Here is a 12,185-nt window from a genome sequence, read left to right as displayed (position 1 = left end):
AAAACAGGTGCACAGACAAGAAGAAATCCATATTAAACCCAAAGTAACCAAAATTTTGTTAGGCTCTCTCTTCTTCGTTGCGCTCGGAATCTTTATGCTATATGCCGGCTTAGCGGATCGTTTAATTGTTCTGGTGATCGCTGGATTCATCTGTACTGTATTTTTCGGAGCGATGCTGGTCTTTTCCACGAGTAAGCTTGTGCAGCGTAAACCGGCGCTGGTTATCAATGATGAGGGAATTATCGATCGTTCCTCCTATGTAAGCGTTGGGGCGATTCCATGGAATGAGATTAAAAGCATCGATATTTACCAAGTCATGAATGAGCGGTTTATTGGAATCGAGGTGCATCATCCGGATGAGATCCTGGCTAGGTTGCCTGAGTGGAAACAGAAGCTGATGAGAATGAATAAAAGGATGACGAATGCAACCGTCCATCTTTCGGCCTCCGGACTTTCCTGCAATTTGAATGAGTTGTTTCTAACGCTATACCGGAGGTGGAAGATCTCCAAAAATGACGATATCACCGAAATGACGGAGGTTGTGAACAATGAAGAGCTTCAAGCCTGAGATGGATACGGATACAGCCATAAGCCATCTCCGGGCAATTGAGGGTGAGCATATAACGAACGTTAGTCCCATCGAGATGGGGGAGCTCAGTAGGGTATTCCGTTATGAAAAAGACGGCAAAGCGTATGTCATTCATTTCAAGGATAATCGCGACAGTCTGGAGAAAGAACGATGGATCCATGATCGGTATGGGGCTGTATATGGCTTGCCCGTCCCGAAGGTATACAAGATCGGAAACGCAGGCGCCATCCATTTTTCAATCTCGGATCAAATGCCGGGGGTGCCTATCAGCACGCTTCAGCCGGCTTCCATCCGTCAAGTCATTCCCAGTCTGATCGAGCAGTATATTCGCCTTCACCGGATTACGGCAGGCGATAACAGCGAAGGCTACGGCTGGTTCACGCCTGAGGGCAAAGCAGCGCATGGCACGTGGACCGATTACCTCAAGGCTACCTTCGCCGAGGACCAGGGAGGATTTTACGAGGGCTGGACCGATCTGTTTGACAGCAGCTTTTTGGAGAAGGACCTCTTTTACCGCTTGTATGAAAAGATGGTAGAGCTTGCTGCATTTGCGCCGAAAGAGCGCTATCTCGTGCATGGGGATTTTCATTTGGGCAATATGCTGGCGGCAGAGGACCAATTATCCGGAATTGTGGACTGGGAAATGGCGATGTACGGCGATTTCATGTTCGATGTTGCGGTCATGGATTTATGGGCGCCTCAGCTTGAGTTTCCCAAACGTTTGAAGATGGCAGTCGAGCAACAAGGTGACGACATTCCGCATTTCCGGGAACGACTGCTCTGTTACCAATTATTCAAGGGAATCGACGGGCTTCGATTCTATGCCAAGAAGGACCATGAACCCAGCTATCGGTTTATGAAAGAGCGTATCATGTCGCTGCTCTCTGAATAGTGAGTATCCCGGAATCTGATCGGCAAATGTCTCCTCATCTTGTACCGAACTCTCGGTTATGTCCAAGCAGGCGTTATCCCGGACTTTGCCATTTCGTCGGCAAGCTGGATGAAACGGTGCTGTACTCTAAGCGTCTATAGGAGGATGCTCCGATAGAACTAAAAAACCTGCCGACTACGGCAGGTTTTTTAGTTTCGTTTTCTTTTGTTTTCTAGCGGGTACGAGTTTAATCCATTGAACTTGACCATTGAACTTAGCCCAATGCAGCTTATCCGATTATCGCTCGCAAGCGATCTTATCCTTGTCACGATCCCTGGCTGTGTTGGCGTCATACAGCGCTTTGGATACATAAGGCTTGTATTTCGTCTTGCCGCCTTTGTTCTTGACGGATGCGGACCGGGCAACGCCTCCAGGGTAATCTTTATTCATCTCTTTGCAGTTTTTGTATTTTTTCACTTCGGTGGATTTGGCGTCTGCAATATCAGTGCTGGTATGACCCAGTGCAAGAGTAGTGAGCAGAGCAAGCGAGAGCAGAACGGTTATCTTTTTCTTCATGACAATCGAACTCCTTTATATCAATCCATTATTGATTATTTCCTCCTTATCATAGTAGGTGCTTCCAAATATATCAATATGCAGGTGCATTTACCGGTGTAGTATTCTGAGACGAGCAAATTCTGACCTTGTTCCGAACGTGGTATACTGTTGTGTAACAAGCGAGAAAGAAAGGGATTGGACGGATGAGCAACCGGTTGACGGAACGAATCATTAAACAGTGGTGCGGAAAAGCCTCCTATGAGAAGGGGCATCAACTATACCGGGGCGGCAGGGTTCACATGCTAAAGCGGGACCTCGATAACCGGATATATGATGCGGAGGTCGCGGATCGAACATCCGGGATCGTCCGGATACGGATCGATGAAGAAGGAGATATCATTGCGGAATGCAGCTGCGGCTTCCATCATTCAACGTCGCATCGATGCGGTCACATGGCAGCCGTGCTGCTGACAATCCAGGAACTGGAGCAACCAAGTGAAGGTGACGAACGGAAGTATCCGTCCCTGCTGCATGGTACGAAGCCTGGAGAAGAAGAGAACGGGCTGCTAACCCCGCGAGCTAAGGGCAATTCGTTCATGCCGGCGGACGATTGGGAGATGGATCCCCAGATCGGCAATCGGCTGCTCGGTCTGTTCGCCGATCCGGGGTATCGGCATTCCAGTGCTGCCTCACGTTTTGACACAAGGGAGATCTTGCAGACGGAATTTATCTTAAAGCTGATTCCATTTAGCAGCGGAAAGAATCGGTTGGGCATCGAAATGAGAGTCGGCCAGAAGCGGCTGTACGCGGTGCACCGGATTCGTGATTTTCTGGAATGCGTTAGAAGACTGGAGCCGTGCACGTTTACAAAGAACTTCACCTATGATCCGGAGCGGCATGGATTTAAGAAGGAGGATGACGACCTGCTCCAGGAGCTGATCCGTATTTACGACCATGAACGAATGGTTCAGCAGACCTTCGGCTTTTACAGTCCCCCTGGCAAAAAGGCCGGGAGTGAGCGGATGCTCTTCATCACGCCCTCGTTCTGGCCAAAGATCAAAGCGCTGGCGGCTGCGTCCGGAAGCTGTCTGCTGTCGGTCGACGGGATCCTGACGGACAAGCTGCAAGCATACCAGGAGCCGCTTCCGATCCGGTTTGAAGTGGAACCGTCCGGAGATACGAAATATGTGATGCATGTTCAGGGGCTGGACCGTCTGCAGATTCTGGAGGAATACGGAGCCGCCGTCGTTGACGGGAAGCTTGCCGAGCTTACGCCCCAAGATGGGGCCAGGCTATCCGAGATGAAAGAACTGCTCGAGCGGACGTATCCGCCTGCTGTGCCGATATCGGGGGGCATCATGGAATCCATGATGGAGAAGGTAATTCCCGGGCTTATGAAGCTCGGAAGCGTGCATATTGCAAAGGCCGTGTCCGACAAAATGATTCGCTCCCCGCTCAAAGCCAAGCTGTACCTTGATCGGGTAAAAGGACGCTTGCTGGCCGGCCTGGATTTTCAATACGGCGATATCGTAATCAATCCCCTCGACGGAAACCGTGCAGCGCACGACGGCAGTGCCATTCTCGTCCGGGACGGAGAACGGGAACAGCGGATCCTGCGCCTCATGGAGGAGGCGGATTTCGCCAAAACGGACGGCGGATACTATATGAACGACGAGGATGCCGAATTTGAATTTCTGCACCATATCGTTCCCGAGCTGGAGAAGCTGCTTACGGTATATGCCACGTCAGCCGTGAAGGAGCGAATATTCCGGGAGCATGCTGCGCCGAAATTGAAAGTGGACATCGATGAGCGGACCGATTGGCTGGAGCTGAAGTTTGAGCTTGACGGCATACCGGAATCCGAGATTCGGAGCTTGATCCGCTCGCTTGAGGAGAAACGGAAATACCACCGTCTCCCGAGCGGCGCGCTGATGCCCTTGGAGGGCGAGGCATTGCAGGCGATCATAGCTGCCATGAACCGGTTAGGAGCATGGAGCAGCTATGCGGAGAACGGTACAGCCAGATTGCCGGCCGTTCAAGGACTGCAGCTGCTGGGCTGGGAGAGCGCGTCATCATCAGTACAACTGGGCAAATCGCTCAGACAAATGCTTCAGCATGTCAAACATCCCGATGATCTGGACTTCCCGGTACCGCCAAGCCTCGAGCCGGTCTTGAGAGATTACCAGAAGTATGGATACCAGTGGATGCGCACCTTGGCCCACTACCGGTTCGGCGGAATATTGGCTGATGATATGGGTCTTGGAAAAACGGTCCAGAGCATCGCGTTCGTGCTGTCCCTTCTACCGGAAATTCGAAAGACTGGAGAACCCGTCCTGATCGTGGCCCCGGCTTCTCTGCTTTATAATTGGCAGAGCGAGATTGCCCGGTTCGCGCCGGAGATTCGAGCAGCCGTCATGGACGGCTCCCGGCTTGAACGGAAGAAGCTGATCCGCAGTGAAGGGGAGGCGGATGTATGGATCACCTCGTATCAGCTGCTTCGCATGGACATGGCCGATTATGCAAAACGGATGTTCCACGCCGCGATATTTGACGAAGCCCAAGCCTTTAAGAATGATGCGACGCAGACTGCACAGGCGGTGAAGACGATCAGCAGCCGGTACCGGTTTGCCTTGACCGGCACCCCGATGGAAAATCGGATGGAAGAGCTCTGGTCCATCTATGATGCGGTATTCCCTGCCTTGTTCGGTGGACGAAAGGCTTTTCAGGATTTGCCGAGGGAAACGGTCGCAACACGGATCCGACCTTTCTTGCTGCGGAGGCTGAAGTCGGATGTGCTGAAAGAGCTGCCGGATAAAATCGAGACACTGCAGTCCTCAGCACTCCTCCTGGAGCAGAAGAAGCTGTATACGGCTTATTTGGCCAAGCTAAGACAAGAGACGCTGAAGCATCTCGCCAAGGACGGCTTCCAGAAGAGCCGAATCCGGATATTGGCCGGCTTGACCCGCCTGCGACAAATATGCTGTCACCCTGCATTGTTCGTGGAAGGCTATGAGGGCAGCTCCGCGAAGTTCGAGCAGCTGCTGGAGACGCTCGCCGAATGCCTCCATGCGGGAAGACGCGTCCTCGTCTTCTCGCAGTTCACCACTATGTTGAAGCTGATCAGCCAGGAGCTGGGACGGCGCGGGGTGCCGTTCTTTTACCTCGATGGACAGACCCCACCGGCCGAGCGGGCCTCGCTGTGCAGCCGTTTCAACGAAGGCGAGCGCGAGATTTTTCTGATCTCCTTGAAGGCCGGGGGAACAGGGCTTAATCTGACTGGAGCGGATACGGTGATCCTCTATGATCTGTGGTGGAATCCGGCGGTTGAGGAACAGGCGGCAGACCGGGCGCACCGGATCGGACAGAAGAAAATCGTTCAGGTGATCCGGATGGTAGCCAGGGATACCATTGAGGATAAGATGATAACCTTGCAGCAGAAGAAAAAGGATCTGATCGACGAGGTCATCCAATCGGGTGAGGATTGGCTCCCGAGCTGGACCGAGGAGGATATCCGGGAGCTGTTGATGCTCCAGCCATAAGATATGGGGGAATGGATCGAGTGCTTCACTGCCGTTCCATGCTGCGATTTTTAGACACGATTTCAGACTAGATTCCTACAGGGAAAAAATAAGGCGGTTAACCGAACATGATTTCATTTCTGCTAACATTAAAACGGCTGCTCAAGGGGCTGGTTCATGCGTTCAAGCAGCGCAATTTCGTTGCATTGTTTGTCCTGATCGTCATCATGCTGATCTCGGGGACGATGTTCTATACAAAGCAAGAGGGCTTGTCCGTGCTGGACGCACTGTATTTCTGCGTTGCTACGCTGAGCACGGTCGGCCACCCCGACTTTGCTCCGCAAACTTCACTCGGAAAGGTGTTTACGATGATCTATATCGTCGTTGGAACCGGCTTGTTCCTCGGGATGGTCGGCCATCTTGCCTATGCTTTGATCAAGAGCACGCAAAAAGAAGAGAAGTAACACTCAGACGGCCTCGAACGAGGGATCTGAACCGGGCTCCGCCTAAGGGTTGCAACGACCCGAGCATGGCGGAGCCTTTTTCATTTTTTTAGGGAGACTTGCTCTATAGTTCATCATATATTTCCGAGAAAATATGGTATAATTGGATGGTTACGGTCTTCCATTATGTCCCAAATTTGATTGAGAGCGGTTCCGGGGACACAAGTTCATGAAAAAGGAATGAGACAAGCATGCTGAAATGGTTGGAGTGGGTAAAGGAAATACAAGCGATCAGCCAAGCTGGCCTCGCCTATACCAAGGATGTTTACGACCAAGAACGGTTCGAGCAGCTGAGAGCGCTCAGCATATCGATTATGCAGGAATATACAGAAGCGGGCGAAGATAAGATCCGCACCTTATTTGCCAGTGAAACGGGATACCAGACGCCGAAGGTGGATGTGCGCGCGGTTATCTTCCAGGACGGGAAGCTGCTGCTCGTTCGGGAGAAAGCCGACGGAGCCTGGGCATTGCCGGGCGGATGGGCGGACATCGGTCTGTCGCCGTCGGAGGTGGCCGTTAAGGAAGTACAGGAGGAGGCGGGTTATGAAGTACGCGCAGTGCGGCTGCTGGCTGTTCTGGATAAAAAATTTCATCGGCATCCGCCGTCGCCTTTTCATGTATATAAAATGTTTATCCAATGCGAAATCACAGGGGGGGCTGCGGGCATCGGCACAGAAACGTCGGCGGTCGGCTTCTTTGAACGTGACGCGCTTCCCCCATTGTCTGAAGAGCGAAATACGGCCGAGCAGCTGGACCGTTTGTTTCGCTATAACAATCATCCCGATCTTCCGGTCTGGATGGATTAACCTTGTCCTGGAAAGGAGAGCAGGAGCATGATCAAGGGATTTCCTCCTTACATGAGCGATCCCGATGAAGGGGACGTGAAGCGTCAATTCAACCGGCGGGTCAATCTGTTCTTTTTCGGCGCTTTCCTCATCTTTTGTATCCTTATCATCCGCATGGCCGTTCTGCAATTCGTGGAGGGCCCTGAGCTTGCTGAAAAGGAGTCCGGGGGGGAGCTGAAAAAATTCACGCTTCAGCCGATCCGGGGAAGCATTATCGATGCCTCCGGCGAGAAGCTGGCTTATTCGACGGGGACTCATACCTTATATATCACGCTGATGAAGGATTATAACAAGAACACGGAGAGGGGGCAGAAGAACCGGCCGGAAATCGAAGCGATGGCGAAGGACATCGCAAAGGTCTTCGCCCAATACGGGGATCCGAAAGGCAAACCGATGACAACCGAAGAGGTGATTGACGCCCTGGATCTGGAGTATACGAAGCAGCACGGCTATGCGCCCAGACGGATCAAATCGGATTTGACGAAGCAGGAGATCGCTCATTTCATGGAGAACCGCTCGCGGTACCCGGGCATTCAGATCGTGGAGGAGAATGTGAGGCATTACGACCCAGACACGGTTGCGGTCCAGACGATCGGGTACCTGAAGAAATTCAAGGGCTCAAAAGATTTCAAGGAATATGCCGAAATCGATGAGGCGAATAAGGGGCAGGACGATCCAGGATTGATCTACAACGAAGAGGATTGGGTTGGCTATGACGGACTTGAGCGGATGTTTCAGAAAGAGCTGCGCGGCAAAAGCGGGTATATCAGCATTCCGATTAATCCGCAGAACATGGTGGACGGCGTCCCGTCCATGGCAGCCCCGGAGAAAGGGCTCGATGTCCATACGACGATTCATAAGGATATCCAGCTTGCGGCTGAGGAAGCCATTACCGAGCGGTTGCAGTATCTTCGTACCCATCTGATCTCCGGGAAGTATCATCGGGATGCGCTGACCGGTTATGCCGTCGCTATGGAGGTGGACACTGGCAACGTCGTGGCGATGGCCAGCATCCCGGATTATGACCCTAACATATGGGGGAGCGGGGATAAAATCACCCAGGAGGTCGTCAACTCTTCCGGTAACGGGACGATAACGATCTTCGGCTCGGGCCGGTCGGGCAATGGATTTGAATCGATGATCTATCTCGGATCGGTCATCAAGCCGCTGACGGTGCTGATCGGGCTCAATGAAGGCCTGTTCACGCCATACGATACGTACCCGGACCAGGGCTATGCCTTGATCGGCAAAGAGGGCAGTGAAACGCCGATCCGAAACGCCGGCGGTCATGTGATTGGCCGGATCCGGCCGGACCAAGCGATTCAGACCTCGTCCAATGCCTTTATGATCGATCAGGTCGGGGAGAAGCTGTATGACAAATACGGCGGTGATAAAGCCGTTAAAGTATGGGATCAGTATATGAAGCGGTTCGGACTCGGCGTTGTCACCGGCAGCGGATTGCCCCTTGAGAATGAAGGGAGGGCGGAATACCTCAATAAGGAAGCTGCAGGCAGCAATCTCGCTGCGCTGGCTTATGCCTCCTTCGGCCAAATGGGTAAATATACGCCGCTGCAGCTGGCCCAATACACGGTGATGCTGGCTAATGAAGGGAAGCGGATCAAGCCGCAGCTCGTGAGCAAGATCACCGACCAGAACGGGAACATTGTCAAGGAATTCGGCAGGGAAGTAATCGACGAAGTCAAGCTTCCGCAGGAATACTGGCAGGTTATCAAGCGAGGCATGAATACGCAGGGGATTGCCGGGTTTGAAGGCTTCCCGTACGACTTTGCCCGCAAAACCGGCACGTCCGAGCAGGATTCACCGGCAGGGAGAAAGGACAATGGCGTGTTCATCGCGTTTGCTCCCCGAGAGAAGCCGAAGCTGGCGGTCGTGGTTGTCATCCCTGAAGGCGGCTTTGGCTCTCAAAGCGCCGCACCGGTCGCACGCAAAATCTTCGATGCCTATGACGAGGTGTATGGCCTTGACGGGACGCCGCATCCGAAGCAGAAGGCGGAAGAAGGCAAGGCTGAACAGGGTGAGCAGGAGGAGAATCAAGGCGAGTAACAACACGAGTAACAATCACGAATAACAGGACGAATAACAACACGAATAACAAGATAAGTAAGTCGAGTAACTAGATCCGGGTTCAGTAGTATAGCTATTATTATTATTTCGAATAATTTTGAGCTAAAAGAAACAGGCTGCCTTCAAGAGAACACTCATCGTTCCCTGTACGGCAGCCTTTCTTGTATCTACTAATACGGATTATTCTTGACCTTGAGCACTTCGGCCAGAAATGCCAGCGTCAATCCTTGTCCCCACCCCTGAATTCGCTTGTCGGGCACGCCTATATAACCAGCAGCATTTTTCATGACGGCCGTTCCGGCCGAAACGCCGGTTACGGTCCCATCCTCGGTAATTTTGGTCAGGATGCCGTCGATCGATTTCTGGGTGTATTTATTGTAGATGCGCCCCTTGGTCAGCAATGCGGTTGCGATCCCCGCCGATCCCGACGTTTCCAGCGGCGACTGCGGATCCGTCGTAATGGTGTGCCACAGCCCGGATTCATGCTGCAGCCGTACGAGCGAGCTCAGCTGATCCCGAAGCGAGCCTTCAATGATCATGAAGGAAGGGTGCGTAACCGGTACGAGCTCCAATGCGCGCGCCATCGTAAGGGCGGCCCAGGCATTGCCGCGGCACCAAAATACCCCCGACATATGATTGCCGGCAATATTGTCCCAGCCATGATAGTACAGATTCGTCACCGGATCCTGCAGACAATTCTCATGGCCGTGGTACTGCCGCAGCCCGTCCTCGAAGTAATCGTCACGGCCGAGCAGCGCTCCAATGCGCAGCAGGAAGTAACCGGCCATGAACATCGTGTCCACCCATGCCTGCTCAGGGAAGTTATAGGCTTCGGAGTTGACGGTGTGCTGAAAGATCCCTTCTCCGAATCGAACGGCATCGTGAGTGAGGTATTCGGCCATCTCCTTGGCCGTTTCGATATAACGCTCATCGCCGTAGACGTTATACAGCGTTAAGAGGGAATGTCCGATCGAGACGCCGTTCACAGACAGCTTTGGCAGACCATCCTCCATATTTTCGTCGACCCATGTCTTCAGCTGCTCCAGATATTCCATTTTGCCCGTCGCTTCATACGCCTCGCAAACGCCGTAAAACGCAACCCCGCCGGGCCAATCCCAGCTGAAGTCCATGCGGAAGGTCCGCTCCACCACCTTATCCATGACTTGCCCGATATACTGTTCATCAAATACGAGTGCCGGCATAGCTGCAGCTCCTTTCATATTAAGCCTCCTTAAGAGGGAGAAATTTGGGGATTAACCTTTCAAGCCTGTTGTGCTGATCCCTTCGACGATATATTTTTGGAAGATGAAAAATACGATCACGACCGGCAGCAGCGACAGGGTGGCCATGGCAAACATTCCGCCCCAGTTGTTGAGCGATTCCCCATCGAGGAACAGCTTGAGCGCCAACGACACCGGGTATTTCTCCGGCTGGTTCAGGTAGATCAGCGGGTTGATGAAATCATCCCATCTCCAGTAAAAGGAGAAGATGGAACACGTGATCAAGGCCGGAACGATCAAGGGCACAACGACCCGGATGAAGATGCCGTACTTGCTGCAGCCGTCGATCCTTGCGGCTTCATCGAGCTCCCGCGGGATCGTGCGGATAAACTGCATAATCAGAAAGATGAAGAACGGAACCCCGAAGAAATGGGGGACGATCAGCGGCTTGAACGTCGAGATCCAGCCGAAATTGGCGAACATCACGTACTGCGGGACGATGACGACGTCATGCGGCAGCATCATGGTGATCATCATGCAGGCGAACCAAAATTTTTGACCGAAAAACCTTGTCCTAGCCAGACCAAAAGCCACTAATGCGGAAGATACGACGGCACCGATCGTTGAGATGATGACGATAATGAAGGAATTCTTGAAGAAGGTCCCGAAGGTCGTTCCGGCAAATCCCTTCCAGCCTGTTGCATAGTTCGAGAATTCGAGCTTGTTGGGAATGAGACTGTAGGCGGTCGTAAAGATTTCGTGATTGGGCTTCAGCGAGCTGGCGGCGAGCCACAGGATCGGATAGGTCATGCACAGGGCGAACAGCCCGACCAGTGTATGATACAGAATGCGTCCGGATTTGGTCATAGCCGTCAGTCTCCTTTCGATTCGTAATGAACCCAGCGGGTGGAAGATCTGAAGATGAGCAGGGTAAGGACGCCGACAATGACGAGCATGACCCAGGCAAGCGCCGATGCGTAGCCCATTTCAAAATGCGAAAAGGCTTTGCGGTACAGGTAAAGCGAGTACAGCAGCGTCTGATCCAGCGGACCGCCTTCACCGCGCGAGATGATATAAGCGGGGGTGAAGGTCAGGAAGGCGGAGATGGTCTGCAGCGTCAGATTGAACAAAATGATCGGGCTCAGCAGCGGGAGCGTAATCTTGAAGAATCGGTGCACGGCATTTGCGCCGTCGACGCTGGCCGCTTCGTAATAATCCTTCGGAATGTTCTTGAGTCCGGCAAGGAAAATAATCATCGATGAGCCGAACTGCCAGACCGACAAGGCGATGAGTGTCCACAGCGCCGTGCTCGGATTGCCGATCCAGGATGTGCCGGATTCGATGCCGAAGAGCGAGAGGGCGGAGTTGACGAGCCCTTGGTCGCCGAAGATTTGCTGCCACATAATCGCGACCGCGACGCTGCCGCCGATCAGGGACGGCAGGTAAAAGGCCGAGCGGTACAGCCCGACCGCCTTGGTCGCCGTATTCAGGATCATTGCCACGAAGAGTGCAAAGATAAGCCGAAGCGGGACGCTGGCGAATACGTATGTAAAGGTCACCTGAAACGATTTTCCGATTTTATCGTCCTCCGTGAACATCCGCTCATAATTGCCGAGGCCGAGCCAGCTTGGCGCCTCCATCAGGTTATAGTTGGTGAACGAATAGTAGAGGGACGACAGGATCGGATACAGCGTAAAGATCAGAAAGCCAAGAACGAACGGAGCGGAGAATACGTATCCGGTGATATGCTCGTTCTCGCGAAGTCTATTCATCATTTTCAACCCCTCGTCTTTCAAATTTGACAGCGCCCGTCCGGCGGGCGAATTCGCTGGCGGATAGTTCCATTATAGAAAGTCTGACCGAGAGGGCGTTATGAAGAAAACCGTCCATTTTGTTTAAAAACCAGAGGTCCGCCCGGTCCGGTGTCATCATAAAGGCACCCCCTGCCCCGTACCTGACGTACGTTTGAAAGGGGATGCCTCAAGTTAGGTGCATC

General features: G+C 52.8%; 11 protein-coding genes. 6 read left to right on the top strand and 5 right to left on the bottom strand.

Annotation, left to right across the window (positions count from 1 at the left end):
* The first annotated feature begins 7 nt into the window (after nt 1–7).
* A complete protein-coding gene (locus NST08_RS19825; RefSeq protein WP_213614473.1) occupies nt 8–568 on the top strand; it encodes an STM3941 family protein in 561 nt (186 codons plus the stop codon).
* The gene (locus NST08_RS19820; protein ID WP_341342195.1) at nt 549–1,481 is read left to right on the top strand and encodes a phosphotransferase family protein; all 933 of its coding nucleotides are present in this window, start codon (nt 549–551) and stop codon (nt 1,479–1,481) included. Before NST08_RS19825 ends, NST08_RS19820 begins: the two co-directional genes overlap by 20 nt.
* Nucleotides 1,482–1,757: 276 nt before the next feature.
* On the opposite strand, the gene NST08_RS19815 is transcribed toward NST08_RS19820, so the two are convergent.
* Entirely contained in the window at nt 1,758–2,036 is a 279-nt protein-coding gene (locus NST08_RS19815) for an excalibur calcium-binding domain-containing protein (RefSeq protein ID WP_007132213.1), read from the bottom strand.
* A 185-nt stretch (nt 2,037–2,221) separates the two neighbouring features.
* On the opposite strand from NST08_RS19815, the gene NST08_RS19810 reads away from it, so the two are divergent.
* The 4 genes from NST08_RS19810 to NST08_RS19795 all read left to right on the top strand — a co-directional run bounded on the left by NST08_RS19810 (nt 2,222) and on the right by NST08_RS19795 (nt 8,948).
* Nucleotides 2,222–5,557, top strand: a complete 3,336-nt coding sequence (locus NST08_RS19810) for a DEAD/DEAH box helicase (protein ID WP_341342194.1) — start codon at nt 2,222–2,224, stop codon at nt 5,555–5,557.
* A 107-nt stretch (nt 5,558–5,664) separates the two neighbouring features.
* On the top strand, nt 5,665–6,000 hold the full coding sequence (locus NST08_RS19805; protein WP_007132211.1) for a potassium channel family protein: 336 nt from the start codon (nt 5,665–5,667) through the stop codon (nt 5,998–6,000).
* A gap of 230 nt (nt 6,001–6,230) precedes the next feature.
* Nucleotides 6,231–6,845, top strand: coding sequence for an NUDIX hydrolase (locus tag NST08_RS19800; RefSeq protein ID WP_210094725.1), 615 nt, complete (start codon nt 6,231–6,233; stop codon nt 6,843–6,845).
* Between the two features lie 27 nt (nt 6,846–6,872).
* On the top strand, nt 6,873–8,948 hold the full coding sequence (locus NST08_RS19795) for a peptidoglycan D,D-transpeptidase FtsI family protein (protein ID WP_340900030.1): 2,076 nt from the start codon (nt 6,873–6,875) through the stop codon (nt 8,946–8,948).
* Nucleotides 8,949–9,139: 191 nt separating this feature from the next.
* On the opposite strand, the gene NST08_RS19790 is transcribed toward NST08_RS19795, so the two are convergent.
* From NST08_RS19790 to NST08_RS19775, 4 genes are read right to left on the bottom strand one after another with little or no spacing between them, the layout of a single operon-like run.
* Nucleotides 9,140–10,171, bottom strand: coding sequence for a glycoside hydrolase family 88/105 protein (locus NST08_RS19790; RefSeq protein WP_210094807.1), 1,032 nt, complete (start codon nt 10,169–10,171; stop codon nt 9,140–9,142).
* A gap of 51 nt (nt 10,172–10,222) precedes the next feature.
* Nucleotides 10,223–11,056 carry a carbohydrate ABC transporter permease gene (locus NST08_RS19785; protein ID WP_144870845.1) on the bottom strand — a complete coding sequence of 278 codons (834 nt, stop codon included), beginning with the start codon at nt 11,054–11,056 and terminating at the stop codon, nt 10,223–10,225.
* Between the two features lie 5 nt (nt 11,057–11,061).
* Nucleotides 11,062–11,961, bottom strand: a complete 900-nt coding sequence (locus NST08_RS19780; protein ID WP_341342643.1) for a carbohydrate ABC transporter permease — start codon at nt 11,959–11,961, stop codon at nt 11,062–11,064.
* Nucleotides 11,954–12,121, bottom strand: coding sequence for a hypothetical protein (locus NST08_RS19775; protein WP_186332934.1), 168 nt, complete (start codon nt 12,119–12,121; stop codon nt 11,954–11,956). The genes NST08_RS19780 and NST08_RS19775 overlap by 8 nt, the downstream gene beginning before the upstream one ends.
* Between the last annotated feature and the right edge of the window lie 64 nt (nt 12,122–12,185).

Source organism: Paenibacillus sp. FSL K6-1566, assembly GCF_038050475.1.
Taxonomy (GTDB): Bacteria; Bacillota; Bacilli; order Paenibacillales; family Paenibacillaceae; genus Paenibacillus_AQ; species Paenibacillus_AQ lactis.
This window is presented reverse-complemented; position numbering and strand designations above follow the sequence as displayed.